General features: G+C 68.8%; 17 protein-coding genes. 12 read left to right on the top strand and 5 right to left on the bottom strand.

Annotation, left to right across the window (positions count from 1 at the left end; translation table 11 throughout):
- Positions 1-8: 8 nt before the first annotated feature.
- Positions 9-626, top strand: coding sequence for a TetR/AcrR family transcriptional regulator (locus tag ACK5IN_RS07435; protein ID WP_416895559.1), 618 nt, complete (start codon positions 9-11; stop codon positions 624-626).
- Positions 627-632: 6 nt separating this feature from the next.
- On the opposite strand, the gene ACK5IN_RS07430 is transcribed toward ACK5IN_RS07435, so the two are convergent.
- Entirely contained in the window at positions 633-2,510 is a 1,878-nt protein-coding gene (locus tag ACK5IN_RS07430; protein WP_416895558.1) for an FAD-dependent monooxygenase, read from the bottom strand.
- Positions 2,511-2,522: 12 nt separating this feature from the next.
- Positions 2,523-3,902: an MFS transporter gene (locus tag ACK5IN_RS07425; RefSeq protein WP_416895557.1), complete on the bottom strand. Its 1,380-nt coding sequence runs from the start codon at positions 3,900-3,902 to the stop codon at positions 2,523-2,525.
- A 123-nt stretch (positions 3,903-4,025) separates the two neighbouring features.
- Here ACK5IN_RS07425 and ACK5IN_RS07420 point away from each other — a divergent pair, with 123 nt between their 5' ends.
- The 11 genes from ACK5IN_RS07420 (at position 4,026) to ACK5IN_RS07370 (ending at position 13,968) form a co-directional block, all read left to right on the top strand.
- Positions 4,026-5,576 carry a fumarylacetoacetate hydrolase family protein gene (locus tag ACK5IN_RS07420; RefSeq protein ID WP_416895556.1) on the top strand — a complete coding sequence of 517 codons (1,551 nt, stop codon included), beginning with the start codon at positions 4,026-4,028 and terminating at the stop codon, positions 5,574-5,576.
- A complete protein-coding gene (locus ACK5IN_RS07415; protein ID WP_416895555.1) occupies positions 5,573-6,298 on the top strand; it encodes a GntR family transcriptional regulator in 726 nt (241 codons plus the stop codon). Before ACK5IN_RS07420 ends, ACK5IN_RS07415 begins: the two co-directional genes overlap by 4 nt.
- Positions 6,291-7,820 (top strand): 5-carboxymethyl-2-hydroxymuconate semialdehyde dehydrogenase, encoded by a 1,530-nt coding sequence (hpaE, locus tag ACK5IN_RS07410; RefSeq protein WP_416895554.1) that lies wholly within the window; start codon positions 6,291-6,293, stop codon positions 7,818-7,820. The genes ACK5IN_RS07415 and hpaE overlap by 8 nt, the downstream gene beginning before the upstream one ends.
- A 1-nt stretch (position 7,821) precedes the next feature.
- On the top strand, positions 7,822-8,982 hold the full coding sequence (gene hpaD, locus ACK5IN_RS07405; RefSeq protein ID WP_416895553.1) for a 3,4-dihydroxyphenylacetate 2,3-dioxygenase: 1,161 nt from the start codon (positions 7,822-7,824) through the stop codon (positions 8,980-8,982).
- Between the two features lie 9 nt (positions 8,983-8,991).
- The gene (locus ACK5IN_RS07400; RefSeq protein WP_416895552.1) at positions 8,992-9,777 is read left to right on the top strand and encodes a fumarylacetoacetate hydrolase family protein; all 786 of its coding nucleotides are present in this window, start codon (positions 8,992-8,994) and stop codon (positions 9,775-9,777) included.
- Positions 9,762-10,562, top strand: a complete 801-nt coding sequence (locus ACK5IN_RS07395; protein WP_416895551.1) for an HpcH/HpaI aldolase family protein — start codon at positions 9,762-9,764, stop codon at positions 10,560-10,562. The genes ACK5IN_RS07400 and ACK5IN_RS07395 overlap by 16 nt, the downstream gene beginning before the upstream one ends.
- A 39-nt stretch (positions 10,563-10,601) precedes the next feature.
- On the top strand, positions 10,602-11,138 hold the full coding sequence (locus ACK5IN_RS07390; protein WP_416895550.1) for a hypothetical protein: 537 nt from the start codon (positions 10,602-10,604) through the stop codon (positions 11,136-11,138).
- A gap of 52 nt (positions 11,139-11,190) precedes the next feature.
- The gene (locus tag ACK5IN_RS07385) at positions 11,191-12,015 is read left to right on the top strand and encodes a transporter substrate-binding domain-containing protein (RefSeq protein WP_416895549.1); all 825 of its coding nucleotides are present in this window, start codon (positions 11,191-11,193) and stop codon (positions 12,013-12,015) included.
- Positions 12,016-12,035: 20 nt separating this feature from the next.
- On the top strand, positions 12,036-12,881 hold the full coding sequence (locus ACK5IN_RS07380) for an amino acid ABC transporter permease (protein WP_416895548.1): 846 nt from the start codon (positions 12,036-12,038) through the stop codon (positions 12,879-12,881).
- Positions 12,878-13,612: an amino acid ABC transporter ATP-binding protein gene (locus tag ACK5IN_RS07375; RefSeq protein ID WP_416895547.1), complete on the top strand. Its 735-nt coding sequence runs from the start codon at positions 12,878-12,880 to the stop codon at positions 13,610-13,612. The genes ACK5IN_RS07380 and ACK5IN_RS07375 overlap by 4 nt, the downstream gene beginning before the upstream one ends.
- A 197-nt stretch (positions 13,613-13,809) precedes the next feature.
- The gene (locus ACK5IN_RS07370) at positions 13,810-13,968 is read left to right on the top strand and encodes a hypothetical protein (RefSeq protein ID WP_416895546.1); all 159 of its coding nucleotides are present in this window, start codon (positions 13,810-13,812) and stop codon (positions 13,966-13,968) included.
- On the opposite strand, the gene ACK5IN_RS07365 is transcribed toward ACK5IN_RS07370, so the two are convergent.
- The 3 genes from ACK5IN_RS07365 to ACK5IN_RS07355 all read right to left on the bottom strand — a co-directional run.
- The gene (locus tag ACK5IN_RS07365) at positions 13,965-14,852 is read right to left on the bottom strand and encodes a bifunctional methylenetetrahydrofolate dehydrogenase/methenyltetrahydrofolate cyclohydrolase (protein WP_416895545.1); all 888 of its coding nucleotides are present in this window, start codon (positions 14,850-14,852) and stop codon (positions 13,965-13,967) included. The two genes, ACK5IN_RS07370 and ACK5IN_RS07365, sit on opposite strands and share 4 nt — an antisense overlap.
- 145 nt (positions 14,853-14,997) lie before the next feature.
- Positions 14,998-16,163, bottom strand: a protein-coding gene (locus tag ACK5IN_RS07360; RefSeq protein WP_416895575.1) for an IS3 family transposase whose coding sequence is annotated in 2 segments (ribosomal slippage) — positions 14,998-15,890 and positions 15,890-16,163 — 1,167 coding nt in all. Because the reading frame shifts where the segments join, the coding sequence is not laid out codon by codon here.
- Between the two features lie 284 nt (positions 16,164-16,447).
- Positions 16,448-16,847, bottom strand: a 400-nt coding sequence (locus ACK5IN_RS07355) for an ROK family protein (protein ID WP_416895544.1), incomplete at its 5' end; no start/stop codon positions are given.

Genomic DNA, 16,847 nt, shown 5'->3' with positions numbered 1-16,847 from the left:
CTGTCCCCGTGACCTCCCGCACCGACCTCGCCGACCCGCGCCCGCGCCGCGGCCGTCCGGGCTACGACCGCGATCAGGTGCTCGCCGCCGCCGTGCAGCTGTTCAACGAGCAGGGCTACGACGCGACGTCGGTGGCGGATGTCGCATCCCGACTGGGACTCACGAAGTCGGCGCTCTACCACCACTTCGCATCGAAGGAGGAGCTGCTGCGCCTCGCACTCGACGATGCACTCGACGCCCTCGAGCACGCGCTCGATCGCGCGGTGGCCGACTCCGGTACCACCTCCGACCACCTGCGTGGCGTCGTCGAGGGTGCAGTCGAAGTGCTCATCGCGCGGCAGCCGTCGGTGACGCTGCTACTGCGTGTGCGCGGCAACACGACCGTCGAGCAAGACGCGCTGCGGCGCCGGCGGGCGTTCGACCAGCGCGTGACGGCACTGGTCCGCGAAGCGCAGCATGAAGGGCTCCTGCGCACCGACATCGACGCCGCCGTCGCGACACGCCTGGTGTTCGGGATGGTCAACTCGCTCGTCGAGTGGTACCGCCCCGACGGCTCGGTCGACCCCGGCGAACTGGCCCGCGATGTGCTGACGGTCGCACTGGACGGGCTGCAGTCACCGGGCTGACGACGCTCAGCTCTGCAACGCCATGAACCCCTCGAAGAACGCCGCGAGCTCGACGGTCGCCGTCAACGGCAGCACATGTGCCACATACTGATCCGGCCGCACCACGACGATCACACCGTCGCGCGAGAGCCCGCGCTCCTCGAAGATGTCGGTCGGTGCCCACACCGTGGGCGCGGCGGCGAACACCTTCTCCCAGTCGCGCAGCGCCAACGGTCCCGACACCGGGCGGAACGCCGCCGGCACCTGGGTGACATCGATGTCGGCGAAGCTCTGCTGGTAGACGACCTTCACGTCGAAGACGGCGTCGGCGTCGGCGCCACGAGGCGTGTGGCGCACGACGGGCGACTCCGGCGAGGCCAGCCACTCGCCGAACGACTCGAGAGCGGATGACTCGCCCATGCCCGGCCGGTCGGCGAACGCGTAGATGCGCCACCGGCCGTCGGCGGGCGCGTGGTGACCGAGGTGCACGGCGTTGCCGTCGCTCACGAGGGTGACAGGCGACGACCTGAAGCGCTTGCCGATCGGGAACCCGGCCGCGAGCACCTGATGCTCGTCGGTGCCGGTGATCTGCGACGACGGGTACTGCGTCATGAAGCCCGACGGGAACTCTGCGGTCGCCAGGTAGTAGTTCGCGAGATCCTGCGGGTCCGAGATCTCCTCGGGCTTGCGTGCCATGAGGCTCGACCACTCGCGGTCGAAGTCGATGAGCTGCTGGGCCACCGGCTGGCGCTCATCGGAGTACGTGGACAGCAGCGATGCGGGGCTGAGACCGGTGAGCACGTGCCCGAGCTTCCAGCCCAGGTTGAAGCCGTCCTGCATCGACACGTTCATGCCCTGGCCGGCCTTCGCGCTGTGCGTGTGGCAGGCGTCGCCGGTGAGGAACACGCGCGGCTGCCGGTCGGAGTCGACGTCGACGTCGTCGAACTTGTCGGTGACCCGGTGCCCCACCTCGTACACACTGTGCCAGGCGACCTGCTTCACGTCGATCGAGAACGGATGCAGGATCTCGTTCGCCTTGCGGATGATCTCCTCGATCGGCGTCTGGCGCACGCGGTGGTCATCGTCCTCGGGCACCTCGCCGAGGTCGATGTACATGCGGCTGAGGTAGCCGCCCTCGCGGGGGATGTGCAGGATGTTGCCCGCTTCGGAGTTGATCGCGCACTTGGTGCGCCAGTCGGGGAAGTCGGTGTTGACGAGCACGTCCATGACGCCCCAGGCGTGGGCGGAGATGCCACAGAGGTGCTTGCGGCCGATCGCCTCGCGCACGCGGCTGCGCGCGCCGTCGCAGCCCACGACGTACTTCGCGCGGACGGTGCGCTCCGCCCCGCCGTCCACCAGCCGCACCTCGACGGGGTACTCGCCCTCCTCGTGCACGGTGAGCCCAGTGAACTCGATGCCGTAGTCGGGCGCGATGCGCCCGGGGCCGTGGGCGGCCGCCTCGGCGAAGTAGTCGAGCACGCGCGCCTGGTTGACGATGAGGTGCGGGAACTCGCTGATCTTCAGCCCGTAGTCCTCGGTGCGCGAGATGCGCACGATGTTCTGCGGGTTTGCGGGGTCGGGGCCCCAGAAGTTCATCCAGCCGATGTTGTAGGCCTCGGCGATGATGCGCTCGGCGAAGCCGAACGCCTGGAAGGTCTCGACGCTGCGCGGTTGGATGCCGTCGGCCTGGCCGAGCACGAGCCGCCCCTCGCGCTCCTCGACGACGCGTGTGATCACATCGGGGAACTGCGACATCTGCGCGGCCAGCAGCATGCCCGCCGGCCCGGAGCCGACGACGAGCACGTCGACCTCGTCCGGGACGTCGGCGGGGCGGTCGACGCCGGCGCCTTCGGCGGGGAGGACCAGCGGGTCCCCCGAGACGTATCCGTGGTGGTGGAACTGCATTCGCCCTCTCCCTTACGCTTTCGCGAGCCCGTAGACGGGGCTCTTCGCCTGCTCGGCCTCGTGATCGGGGCCGAGCGGGATGCCCGAGCGGTCGCGCAGCAGCAGCGTCGCGATGAGGCCGATTGCGGTCATGCCGAGCAGGTACCAGGTGACCGACTCGGTCGATCCGGTGGCCTGCACGAGCGCCTGCGCGATGGTGGGCGCGAAGGCCCCGCCGACGATCGCGCCGATCGCGTACGAGATCGACACGCCCGAGAAGCGGATGCTGGCCGGGAACAGCTCCGTGTAGAGCGCCGCCTGCGGGCCGTAGGTGAAGCCGAGCCCGATCGTCAGGATCGCCAGACCCGCGAACAGCAGCCAGACGTTGCCGGTGTTCACGAGTGGGAAAAGCGCAAGCACGCCGCCCAACTGCAGGACCCATCCGATGATGTACGTGGAACGCCGGCCGATCCTGTCGGCGATCCAGCCGGCGAACAGCGTCGACAGCAGCCACACGACGGCCGAGCCGGTGACCGCCCAGAGCACGGGACCGCGCTCGAGCTGCAGCGGGCCGTCGGGGTTGGTGGCGTAGCCCTGGATGTACCCGCCGGTGGTCATGTAGCCGACGGCGTTGTTGCCGGCGAACACGAGGGCGGCGATGATCACGAGCAGCAGGTGCTTCTTGAACAGCTGCACGATCGGCATCTGCGCCTTCTCCTTGCGCTCGGCCAGCTCCGCGAACACCGGGCTCTCTTCGACGCGGCGGCGCACGTAGTAGCCAACGACGATGAGCACGACGCTGAGCAGGAAGGGGATGCGCCAGCCCCAAGCGACGAAGGCATCGCCGGGGGCGATGATCGCCATGAGCGCCATGATTCCCGAGGCGAGCAGCAGACCCAGCGGCACACCGATCTGCGGCGACGCGCCGAAGATACCACGACGGGTCCTCGGCGCGTGCTCGACGGCCATGAGCACGGCCCCGCCCCATTCACCGCCGGCCGAGACGCCCTGCAGGATGCGCAGCAGCACGAGCAGGATCGGTGCGAACACGCCGATGACCTCAACCGTGGGCAGCACGCCGATGAGGGTCGTGGCCACGCCCATCAGGATCAGAGTGAGCATCAGTACGAACTTGCGGCCGTACTTGTCGCCGAGGTGCCCGGCGAGGAATGCGCCCAGCGGGCGGAACAGGAAGCTCACGCCGACCGTCGCGAACGAGATCAGCAGGCTGTTCGCGCCGAGGCCGGCGAAGAACAGCTGCCCGAAGACGAGGCCGGCCGCCGAGGCGTAGACGAAGAAGTCGTACCACTCGACGGTGGTGCCGATGACCGTGGCGAACACGACACGGCGGCGATCCCTGGGGGATGAGATGGTGCCCGTGGGGGTGAACCCGGGCGGTGGTGTCGCGGACATGTGGACTCCTTCATCTGTGGCGACGGCTGTGTCGGGGATTCCGGGGCGGGTCTGCACGCCACTTGCCGGAACACCGACGATCATATACGATTTCAGATACAACGCAAGGGGCGAAGGAGCTTCATGACCACCGACATCGACGCGGCGAACACCGATCCCCGGTTCTCGGGGCTGCCCGGCCGGCCCGGGAAGATCATCGCGGTGCACCTGAGCTATGCCTCCCGTGCCGACCAGCGCGGGCGCCGCCCGGCCGCACCCTCTTACTTCTTCAAGGCATCCAGTTCGGTCGCCGCGTCCGGCGGCGTCGTCGAGCGCCCGCGCGGCACCGAGCTGCTGGCCTTCGAGGGCGAGATCGCACTGGTCATCGGCACGCCGGCCCGCGACGTGCCGCTCGCCGACGCGTGGGGGCACGTGGCCTGGGTCACGGCCGCCAACGACCTCGGCGTCTACGATCTGCGCGCGAACGACAAGGGTTCGAACGTGCGCTCGAAGGGCGGCGACGGCTTCACGCCGATCGGCCCCGGCCTCATCGACGCCCGTACGGTCGACCCGGGTGCGCTGCGCGTGCGCACGTGGGTCAACACCGCACTCGTGCAGGACGACACGACCGCGGGCCTCATCTTCCCGCTCGCACAGTTCGTCGCCGACCTGTCGCAGCATTTCACGCTCGAGACCGGCGACGTGATCCTCACCGGCACCCCGGCCGGCTCGTCGGTGCTCGTGCCCGGCGACGTCGTCGAGATCGAGGTCGACTCCCCCGCCACCGGCGCGACGTCCGGCCGTCTGGTCACCACGGTCGCCCAGGGCGATGGCCCCGGGTACGACGAGGCGATCGGATCGCTCCCATCCGTCGATGATCAGCAGCGAGCGGATGCCTGGGGCACCCCCTCCGCCAAAACTCCTGTTCTGGCCGAGGCAGGAGAATCTGAAGCAGATGACCCTGTGCACACCAGAACAGGAGTTTCGGCGAGTGGTGGGCTGGCGCCCGAGCTGCGCGACAAGCTCCGGCGATGCCCGGTCGCGGGTCTTTCCGGCCAGCTGCGCAAGCGCGGGCTGAACAATGTGTCGATCGACGGTGTGCGCCCGCTGCATCCCACCGCCAAACTCGTGGGCATCGCCACGACGCTGCGCTTCGTCCCCGGCCGCGAAGACCTCTTCACCAGCCACGGCGGCGGCTACAACGCCCAGAAGCGCGCGTTCGACGCGGCCGGCCCCGACGAGGTGCTCGTGATCGAGGCGCGCGGCGAGACCGGCTCCGGCACGCTCGGCGACATCCTCGCCATCCGCGCCCACGCCGCGGGCGCCGCCGGCATCGTCACCGACGGCGGCGTGCGCGACATCGACGCGGTGACCGCGGTCGGCATCCCGGTGTACACGAGCGGAGCCCACCCCGCGGTGCTCGGCCGCAAGCACGTGCCATGGGACACCGGCATCGCCGTCGCGTGCGGCGGTGCGACCGTGGTGCCCGGCGACATCATCGTCGGTGACGCCGACGGCGTCATCGTGATCCCCGCCGACCTCGCCGAAGAGGTGGTCGACGCCGCGCTCGCGCAGGAGGACGAGGACGCCTGGATCGCCGCGCGCGTCGCCGAGGGCCACCCCGTCGACGGACTCTTCCCGATGAACGCCGAGTGGCGTGCGAAGTACGAGGTCGAGACGGCAGGCGATCGATGACCGACCTCACCGCGGCGACGGCGGGCACACTCAGCAAGTCGCAGCGTGCCTACCAGTGGATCAAGACGCGCATCTCGCGCCAGGACTTCACGCCGGGCTACCGCCTCGTGCTGGGCACGATCGCCGCCGACCTCGGCATGAGCGTCGTACCGGTGCGCGAGGCGATCCGCCAGCTCGAGGCCGAGGGTCTTGTCACGTTCGAGCGCAACGTGGGCGCGCGCGTATCGATGGTCGACGACTCGGAGTACCGGTTCAGCATGCAGGCGCTCAGCATCCTCGAGGGGGCCACCACCGCGCTGGCGGCACGCAACCTCACCGAGGAAGACGTGCGCGCCGCCCGCGCGATCAACGAGCAGATGGCCGCGACGCTCGCGGATTTCGATCCTCGCCGGTTCACCGCTCTGAACCAGCAGTTCCACGCCGCACTGTTCACCAAGTCTGCCAACCCTCGCATGCTCGATCTCGTCAATGCCGAGTGGGCGCGTCTCGGACACCTGCGCGATTCGACGTTCAGCTTCGTGCCAGGGCGCGCGCAGGAGTCGGTGATCGAGCACGAAGAGATCCTGCAGCTCATCGAGGCCTCCGCCCCGCTGCGCACGATCGAGAAGGCCGCCCGGCGGCACCGGGCGGCGACCCTCGACGCCTATATGACCCACGAACACGCGGACGACACCCTGGGGCTGCCCAAGCTGTCCCCCCGAGAAGGAGAGAACGATGACTGATCCCGCGCTCCAGGCACGCCACGTGCCCGCCGAGCTGCCCGAGCGCCTGCAGCACTACATCGACGGCGCGTACGTCGATTCGCTCGACGGCGACACGTTCGGTGTGCTCGAACCGGTCTCCAACGAGGTGTACGTGCAGGCGGCCTCGGGCAAACCGGCCGACGTCGACCGCGCCGTGCAGGCCGCCCGGCGTGCATTCACCGAGGGCCCGTGGCCGCGCATGCTCCCCCGCGAGCGCTCGCGCGTGCTGCACAAGATCGCCGACATCGTCGAGTCCCGCGACGCGCGGCTGGCCGAGCTCGAGAGCTTCGACTCGGGCCTTCCGATCAGCCAGGCGCTGGGGCAGGCCCGGCGCGCGGCCGAGAACTTCCGGTTCTTCGCCGACCTGATCGTGGCGCAGTCCGACGACACCTACAAGGTGCCGGGCCGGCAGATCAACTACGTCAACCGCAAGCCCATCGGCGTCGCGGGCCTGATCACGCCGTGGAACACGCCGTTCATGCTGGAGTCGTGGAAGCTGGCACCGGCACTGGCGACCGGCAACACGGTGGTGCTCAAGCCCGCCGAGTTCACGCCGCTGTCGGCGTCGCTGTGGGCGGGCATCTTCGAAGAGGCAGGGCTCCCGCAGGGCGTGTTCAATCTGGTGAACGGCTTCGGCGAAGAGGGCTACGCGGGCGACTCGCTGGTCAAGCACCCGGACGTGCCACTCATCTCGTTCACGGGCGAGAGCCGCACCGGCCAGCTCATCTTCGGCAACGCGGCGCCGTTCTTGAAGGGCCTGTCGATGGAGCTGGGCGGCAAGAGCCCGGCGGTCGTGTTCGCGGATGCCGATCTGGATGCCGCGATCGACGCCACCGTCTTCGGGGTCTTCTCCCTCAACGGCGAGCGCTGCACGGCCGGCAGCCGCATCCTCGTGCAGCGTGAGGTCTACGACGAGTTCGTGGAGCGATATTCCGCGCAGGCGCAGCGCGTGAAGGTCGGCTACCCGCACGACCCGGCGACCGAGGTGGGCGCGCTCGTGCACCCCGAGCACTTCGAGAAGGTCATGAGCTACGTCGAGATCGGCAAGACCGAGGGCCGGCTGGTCGCCGGCGGCGGGCGCCCCGAGTCCTTCCCCGAGGGCAACTTCGTCGCCCCGACCGTCTTCGCCGACGTACCATCGACCGCGCGCATCTTCCAGGAGGAGATCTTCGGCCCGGTCGTCGCGATCACGCCGTTCGACACCGACGAGGACGCGCTGGCCCTGGCCAATGACACGAAGTACGGCCTGGCTGCCTACATCTGGACCAACGACCTCAAGCGCGCGCACAACTTCGCGCAGGCGGTCGAGGCGGGCATGGTGTGGCTCAACTCGAACAACGTGCGCGACCTGCGCACTCCGTTCGGCGGCGTCAAGGCGTCGGGCCTCGGGCACGAGGGCGGGTACCGCTCGATCGATTTCTACACCGACCAGCAGGCCGTGCACATCACGCTCGGCGACGTACACAACCCCAGTTTCGGAAAGCAGAAGCAAGGACACTGACATGACCAATCGCGACGAGATGACGCTGACCTCTTCAGGCTTCTACCAGAGCGCCGAAGCGCCGATCCACTCGAAGAACCCGGTGCCGACACCGAAGGCACCCGCCCCCGACATCCTGCGCTGCGCGTACATGGAGCTCGTGGTGACCGACCTCGCCGCATCGCGCGCGTTCTACGTCGACGTGCTCGGCCTCACCGTCACCGCCGAGGACGACGAGGTGATCTACCTGCGCTCGCTGGAGGAGTTCATCCACCACAACCTCGTGCTGCGCAAGGGCCCGGTTGCGGCCGTCGCCGCGTTCTCGTACCGGGTGCGCACGCCCGAGGACCTCGACAAGGCCGTCGCGTTCTACGAGGAGCTCGGCTGCGAGGTGCGCCGCAACCCCGACGGCTTCGTCAAGGGCATAGGCGATGCGGTGCGCGTGGTCGACCCGCTCGGCTTTCCGTACGAGTTCTTCCACGATGTCGAGCACGTCGAGCGCCTCGCATGGCGTTACGACCTGTACACCCCGGGTGCGCTGGTGCGCCTCGACCACTTCAACCAGGTCACCCCCGACGTGCCGCGGGCCACGAAGTTCATGCAGGACCTCGGCTTCCGCGTGACCGAGGACATCCAGGACGAAGAGGGCACCGTGTACGCCGCGTGGATGCGTCGCAAGCCCACCGTGCACGACACAGCCATGACCGGCGGCGACGGCCCCCGCATGCACCACGTCGCATTCTCCACCCACGAGAAGCACAACATCCTCGCCATCTGCGACAAGATGGGCGCGCTGCGCATCTCGGACCGCATCGAACGGGGCCCCGGCCGGCACGGCGTGTCGAACGCGTTCTACCTGTACCTGCGCGACCCCGACGGGCACCGGGTTGAGATCTACACGCAGGACTACTACACCGGTGACCCCGACAACCCGGTCGTCACGTGGGATGTGCACGACAACCAGCGCCGCGACTTCTGGGGAAACCCCGTCGTCCCCTCCTGGTACACCGAGGCATCCCTCGTCCTCGATCTCGACGGCAACCCGCAGCCGCTCGTCACGCGCGAGGAGGACAACGAGCTGGAGGCCACCATCGGCGCTGACGGCTTCTCCTACACGCGCCGGGGCGAGGAGGAGATGCCGGCGTGGAAGCAGGGCGAGTACAAGCTCGGCCACCAGCTGTAGGAGAAGCGGATGCTTGACGCCGACACGGTCGCGCAGATCGCCGCCGAACTCGCCGAGGCCGACCGCACGCACGGGGTCATCCCCCGGATCACCGCGCGCTACCCCGACGCGAAGATCGAGGACTCGTACGCGATCCAGGGGGTGTGGCGCGACGCGAACCTCGCGGCGGGCCGCACCCTCGTCGGCCGCAAGATCGGGCTGACCTCGAAGGCGATGCAACAGGCGACCGGGATCACCGAGCCCGACTACGGCGTCATGTTCGACGACACCGTGTATCCCAGCGGGAGCGACATCCCGTTCGACCACTTCTCGAACGTGCGCATCGAGGTCGAGCTCGCCTTCGTGCTGAAGGCGCCGCTCGAGGGCCCCGACTGCACACTCGCCGACGCCCTCGCCGCGACCGACGTCGTCGTCCCTGCTCTCGAGGTGCTCAACTCGCACATCGAGCTCGAGGGCCGCACGATCGTGGACACGATCAGCGACAACGCGGCCTACGGTGCGATGGTGCTCGGCGACACGCGCAGGCGCCCCGACGAGGTCGACCTGCCGTGGGTGCCGGGCGTGCTGTACCGCAACGGCGAGGTGGAGGAGACCGGCGTCGCCGCCGGCGTGCTCGGCCACCCAGCGACCGGGGTGGCGTGGCTGGCGAACAAGTTCCACCAGCACGGTGCCAGACTCGAGGCGGGCGAGATCATCCTCGCCGGGTCGTTCACACGGCCCATGTGGGTCGAGCGCGGCGACACGGTGCGCTGCGACTATGGACCGATGGGAGTCGTCACATGTCGCTTCGTCTGAGCCCGACCTTCCGCGACGTGCTGGCCCACCGCTCCTCACCGCTCGCGGGCGTCTGGGTGTGCAGCGGCAGCCCCCTGGTCGCAGAGATCTGCGCCGGCTCGGGCATGGACTGGCTGCTCGTCGACGGTGAGCACTCCCCGCTCGGGCTTGAGTCGATCGTGGCGATCCTGCAGGCATCAGCCCCGTACCCGATCACCCCGGTCGTGCGCGTGCCGTCGGCCGATCCAGTGACGCTCAAGCAGGTGCTGGACCTGGGGGCGCAGAACGTGCTGGTGCCGATGATCTCGTCGGGAGACGAGGCGCGCGCCGTCGTCGAGGCGGTACGGTACCCGCCGCGCGGGCGGCGCGGGGTCGGCTCGGCACTGGCCCGCTCGGCGCGCTGGAACCGCGTCGACGACTACCTCGCGAACGCCGACGAGCACGTGTCGCTGACCGTGCAGATCGAGACCGCCTCGGGCGTCGACGCGGCCGCCGAGATCGCCGCTGTCGACGGCGTCGATGCGGTGTTCGTCGGCCCGAGCGACCTCGCGGCGTCCATGGGCTTGCTCGGCGAGCAATCGCACCCGGATGTCACCGCCGCCGTGCTGCGCACGTTCGCCGCCGTGCACGCCGCCGGCACGCCGGTGGGCGTGAACGCGTTCGACCCCACCATGGCGCAGTCCTATGTCGATGCCGGCACGGACTTCCTCGCCGTCGGCGCCGACGTCGCGCTGCTGGCCCGCGGCTCAGAGGCGCTCGCCGCGCGCTGGGCCGCCGCATCCGGTTCCGAGCGCGCCTCCTACTGACAGTGGCCGCGGGCACGGAATCCGTGACAATCTGGACGCATGAAGAAGTGGATCGTGCGGTTCGTCTCACTGCTCGTGTTCAACGTCGTGGTGCTGCTGATCGTCGGCTGGTTCACGCCCGCGCGCGTGGGCTGGGCTGCGCTGTGGGCGGGCATCGTCATGACCGCGCTGGTGATCTGGGTCAAGCCGCTCATCGCGAAGTGGTTCGGGTCGATGGCGGCCAAGGGTGCCGAGGGTCGCTCGAAGCTGGGCGAGAAGCTCGTGGGCATCGGGCTCGCGGTCGCGATCGCGTTCATCGTCTGGATCCTCACGGTGATCCTGTCGGGCGTCACGATCCGCGGATTCTTCCTGGGCTACATCCTGCCACCGCTCATCCTGCTGGTCGGCTGGGCGATCTACGATCTCATCGACGACAAGGTCGAGGCCACGGCCGGCGAGCTGTACGACAAAGCCACCGGATCGACAAAGACGGTGGATGCCGCGCCCGCTCCGCCGTCGCCCCAGGCACAGGCGGCGCGCCATGAGCTCAAGGACGGACTCACCGAGGAGCAGCGCCGCATGCTCGACAGCCTGTAACAATCCGTCTCCGGTGCGCCCGACATCCCGCCGTCGACGCAAGAATGGGGGAATGTCCCGCTCCGTCTGGCGCTCGCTCGCCGCCGTCTCCGCCGTCACCGTCGCGCTGAGCCTCGCCGGCTGCAGCGCCGCCAGCACCGACGACGAGGGCTACCTCACTCCCGGGAAGTTCACGATCGCCACCGGCGAGATCGCGTACTACCCGTACGTGATCGACGACGACCCGGCATCCGGGGAGGGCTTCGAGGCCGCTGTCGCCTACGCCGTGGCCGACAAGCTGGGCTTCGCCCCCGAGGACGTCGAGTGGGTGCGCACGAGCTTCGAGTCGGCGATCGCGCCCGGCCCGAAGAGCTTCGACGTCAACATCCAGCAGTACACGATCACCGACGAGCGCACGCAGGCTGTCGATTTCTCGTCATCGTACTACCAGGCCAGTCAGGCGGTCGTCGCGATCGAGGGCGGTGCCGCCGACGGTGTCGACTCGATCGACGGTCTCAAGGACCTCGTGCTCGGCGCGATGGCCGGGTCGACCAGCGCCGCCACGATCGAGGAGGCCGTGCAGCCGAACGTCGACCCGCAGCTGTACAACTCGAACGAGGACGCGGTCGCCGCGCTGCAGGCGAACCAGATCGACGCGATCGTGCTCGACCTGCCGACCGCCTACTACGCGACGGGCGTGTACATCGAGGGTTCGTTCATCGTCGGCGAGCTGCCCGCGGCGGGCGTGCCCGACGAGTGGGGCCTGCTGCTGCCCAAGGATTCGCCGCTGACCGAGCGGGTCACCGCCGCACTGGACGAGCTGCGTGCCGACGGCACGCTGGCCGCGATCACCGACGAGTGGCTCGGTTCGGGTCAGGGCGTCACCCTGCTGCGGTGACGTCGCGCTAGCGTCGTTCCGTGACCACGCACCAGCCCAGCGCGCTCGAGCTCGATCGGCGCGCCTACCGTCGACGCCGCTCGCAGCAGTCGGTGCTCGTTGCGATCGCCTCGACGGTCGCGTTCGCGGCGATCGTGTGGGCGATCGTGATCAACACGCCCGCCTGGTCGGACGTGCAGCGCGCGTTCTTCGACCCGGCCGTCGCCCTGCAGGCCCTACCGCGGGTGTGGGACGGCTTCCTGCTGAACCTGCAGGTTCTGGGCCTGTCGGTCGTGACCGTCGGGGTCTGCTCCCTGCTGCTCGCCGTGCTGCGCACGCTCCGCGGGCCGGTGTTCTTCCCCCTGCGGGTGCTGGCCGCCGCCTACACCGACATCTTCCGCGGGCTGCCGTTCATCATCGTGCTGTTCCTGTTCGGCTTCGGTCTGCCGACGCTGGTCGGCACGCGCATCCATCCGATCGTGCTGGGCACCCTGTGCGTGACGCTCACCTACTCGGCCTACGTGGCCGAGGTGATCCGCGCGGGCATCGAGGCGGTGCATCCGTCGCAGCGCCTGGCCGCCCGCGCGCTCGGCCTCGGGTATGTCGCGACGCTGCGCCGCGTCGTGCTGCCGCAGGCGCTGCGCAAGATGACGCCGCCGCTCATGAACGACTTCGTCGCGATGCAGAAGGATGTCGGGCTCATCTCGATCCTGGGCGCGGTCGACGCCGTGCGCGCCGCACAGATCGTGACCGCGCAGACGTACAACTTCACGCCGTATGTGGTCGCCGGCATCCTGTTCATCCTGCTCGCGATCCCCACCATCCGACTCACCGATTGGTACACCGCGCGCCTGCGCGAGCGCGAGCAGACGGGGTCGCTGCTGTGAGCGCGCTGCTGCGGGCCGTCGACCTGTACAAGTCGTTCGGCGACAAGCCGGTGCTGCAGGGCGTATCGCTCACGCTCGCGTCGCACGAGGTCGTCGCGATCATCGGCGCGAGCGGCTCGGGCAAATCCACGCTGCTGCGCTGTCTCAACCTGCTCGAGCCGATCGACGACGGGCAGATCCTGCTCGGGGCGCAGGACATCTCCGACCCCCGCGTCGACGCCAACCGGGTGCGCTCCCGGTTCGGCATCGTGTTCCAGAGCTACAACCTCTTCCCGCACCTGTCGGTGCTCGACAACGTGACGCTCGCGTCACGGGTGGTGAAGCGGATGCCACGGGCCGCTGCGGATGCCCGGGGCCTCGCGCTGCTCGACCGGGTGGGCCTGGCCGGCCAGGCCCGCGAGCACCCCGATCGGCTGTCGGGTGGTCAGCAGCAGCGGGTCGCCATCGCACGTGCCCTGGCCACCGACCCCGAGGTGCTGCTGCTCGATGAGATCACCTCCGCGCTCGATCCAGAGCTCGTCGGTGAGGTGCTCGAGCTCGTGCGCCGTCTGGCGGCGGAGGGGACGACGATCCTCATGGCGACGCACGAGATGGCGTTCGCGCGCGATGTCGCCCATCGCGTCGTGGTCCTCGACGCGGGCCGCATCGCCGAGCAGGGCACCCCGGCCGAGGTCTTCGGCGCGCCGCGCGAGGCGCGCACGCGCGCGTTCCTCGCCCGTTTCACGGCCTGATCGGGTCAGGGGCACTGTTCGCTGTCGGAGGCTTCACCTGCACGCGCTGACATGCCTGGCCTCGAGACCGAGGCGCCGACCCCGCACGTGCCGGCGCGCGGCATGCGCACGTTCGTGCACGTGCTGGTCGACACGGCCGCCGCGAACATCACGACGGCGGGCCGTGGTTCTGGCTGTGCGCGGGGCTCATCACGGTGGTGGCCGCTCTCCTCGCCTTCACGACGAGGCCGTACCGCCTGCTGTCGGCGATGTATCGCACGACGCCCGGCGCGACAGAGCCCGCCACGTCGGCAGAGGGCGCCGCCGGCCCCGGAGTGACCATCTCCCCGGCGTCGCGCGGCGGCGTTGCGGGCTAAGCCGCGGTGGCCGCGCGCTCGGCCGCCTCGACCACGTTCGTCATCAACAGGGCGACGGTCATCGGCCCTACCCCGCCGGGATTCGGCGACAGGTACCCGGCGACCTCGTCGACGCCTGGTGCGACGTCGCCGTAGACGCGGCTCTTACCGGTCGCGGGGTCGGTCTTGCGCGTCACGCCGACGTCGAGCACGGCGGCCCCGGGCTTGACGTCTTCGGGCCGCACGAGGTGGGCGACGCCCGCACCGGCGACGATGACATCGGCCTGCCGCAGATACGGCGACAGGTCGGGAGTACCTGTGTGCACCTGCGTCACGGTGGCGTTGACGTCGCGGCGGGTCAGCAGCAGCCCCATCGGCCGGCCGATCGTCACCCCGCGGCCCACGACGACCACGTGCTTGCCGGTGAGGTCGTAGTCGTTGCGTCGCAACAGCTCGATGACCCCGCGCGGTGTGCACGGCAGCGGGGTGGTGATGGGCTCGTTGACGTTGAGCACCAGGCGGCCGAGGTTCGTCGGGTGCAGCCCGTCGGCGTCCTTGGCCGGGTCGATGCGCTCGAGGATCGCATCGGTGTCGAGGTGCTTCGGCAGGGGCAACTGCACGATGTACCCGTGGCAGGCGGGGTCGTCGTTGAGCGCTTCGATGGCCGCTTCGACCTCTGCCTGGGTGGCATCGGCGGCCAGTTCGACCTGGATCGAGTTCATGCCGATCTCTTCGGACTGCCGATGCTTCATCCCGACGTACAGCTGCGAGGCCGGGTCGGCGCCGACGAGCACCGTCGCGATGCCCGGCACGATGCCACGCTCGCGCAGTGCTGCGACACGCTCGCGCAGCTCGGTCTTGATCGCGGCTGCCGCCGCCTTGCCGTCGAGCTTCTGTCCACTCATCGATCACTCCCCGCTCGCAAAATACCTATATTCATAGTGATACCCTCCCACTCCCCCGTCAACCCATCGCACCCAACCTCTACCGCCCGCAGCTCCTGCCGCCCCACCCCACTGGGACTGCTGAAGGTCTTGGTGACTCTTCTGGTTAGGCCGCGGACGCGGCCCGTGTGGTCATGATGGCTTCGAACTCGACTGGCGTCAAACGGCCGAGGGAACGCTGGCGTCGGCGACGGTGGTAGGTCGCTTCGATCCAGGTCACGATCGCCAGGCGCAGTTCGAGGCGGGTCGGCCAGGAGCGGGTGTTGAGCACGTTCTTCTGCAGCAGGGCGAAGAAGGACTCCATTGCGGCGTTGTCGCCGGCAGCGCCGACACGACCCATCGAGCCGACGAGGCCGTTCCGGTGCAATTCCAGCACGAAGCGGCGGCTTCGGAACTGGCTGCCCCTGTCCGAGTGGACGGTCGTTCCGACAGGTCGACGGCGTTGGACGGCCATCCGGAGGGCCGAGACGGCGAGGTCGGCGGTCATCCGATCGGCGATCGAGTACCCCACGATCCGGTTCGAGAACACGTCCTTGATTGCACAGCAGTAGAGACGGCCCTCGCCGGTCCAGTGCTCGGTGATGTCGGTCAACCAGAGCCGGTCGGGGGCGTCAGTGGTGAACACGCGTTGCACGCGATCGTCGTGGACCGGCGGGCCCGCCTTTATTCCCTTGCCTCGCTTCTTCCGGGCCGTCACCGAGACGATCTTGTTCTGCGAGCACACTCGCCACACCCGCCGCTCGGAGGCCTCGAACCCGAGATCGGCGAGCTCGTCTGCGATCAACCGATACCCGAAAGTCGGATCTTCCTGATGCGCGTCGCGGGCTGCGTCGATCAGATGCGCCTCGTCCCAGTCTCGATCCGAAACGGGGTCTTTCAGCCACCGGTAGTACGGCTGCTTCGCGATCTTCAACACCCGACACGTCACCGCGACCGGCACCCTGATCGGGGCGCCGGTCGCGGCCAGCTCGCGGACGAGCGGGTAGATCATTTTGGGAGAGCACCCTGCGACAGATATGCGGCCGCGCGACGCAGAACCTCGTTCTCCTGCTCGAGCAACCTGATCCGCTTTCTCGCTTCCCGCAGCTCCGCGTTCTCAGCCGCCGTCGATCCCGGCTTCACACCATCCTCAATGTCGGCTTTGCGGACCCAGTTTTGAACACACGTCTCAGAGATCCCGAAGTCCTTCGCGACCTGCGCGAACGACGCCTCACGGCGCCGCGCGATCGCGACGACATCATCTCGGAACTCCTTCGGATACGGCCTCGGCACAATGAACATCCTTCCAGCGGCGACCAGCGCCACCACAAGTCAGGAGTCACCTAAACCTTCAGCAGTCCCGACGCGCGACACACCGCTTTGTACCACCCGGCACCCTACTGCGCGCCCTCGGTTGGATGTGTGACGACACCGACCATAGACCCACCGTGACGCCGATCGGGTCTGAATCTTGATCAAAGGTGTATGCAGCCGCGCGCGCGGAGACCGTGGGGGTGGCGCCGCTACCACGCGTGGGTCGTGGACTACGTGTTAACACCAACTTCGAGCGCGGGTGCTCAAGTGCTGAGCGGCAGTGGGAGTTGGAGCTTGGCGAACCGCCGGCTGAGCTCAGGATCCCCAAGGGCACGGCTTCGCGCCAGGACAAGCGCGCCGACATCGCTCGCCGATGCGCCGAGCGTCGCCGGTCGCAAGACGAGCGCCTCACGAATGAATGGCGCCATCGAATGGCGAAGGTAGGACATGATTCCCTCGATGACCGTCATCGACGCGTGATGGGAACCAGCCTCGACTACCACAGCCGACGGATTCACGAACGTCGCGACGGGAGCGAGCGGGACAGCAATGGCTCGTCCAGCATCCTCCAGAACGCGACTTGGACCAGGCTCGCCTCCGTCGACAACATCGAGCAAGTCGGAGTAGCTCAGACTGGGTCCATACGCTGGGCGCAGAGGCTCG

This window comes from Microbacterium sp., from assembly GCF_047971895.1.
Classification (GTDB): Bacteria; Actinomycetota; Actinomycetes; order Actinomycetales; family Microbacteriaceae; genus Microbacterium.
Note: the sequence above shows the minus strand (reverse complement) of the source record. Positions and strands in the feature narration are given on the sequence as shown.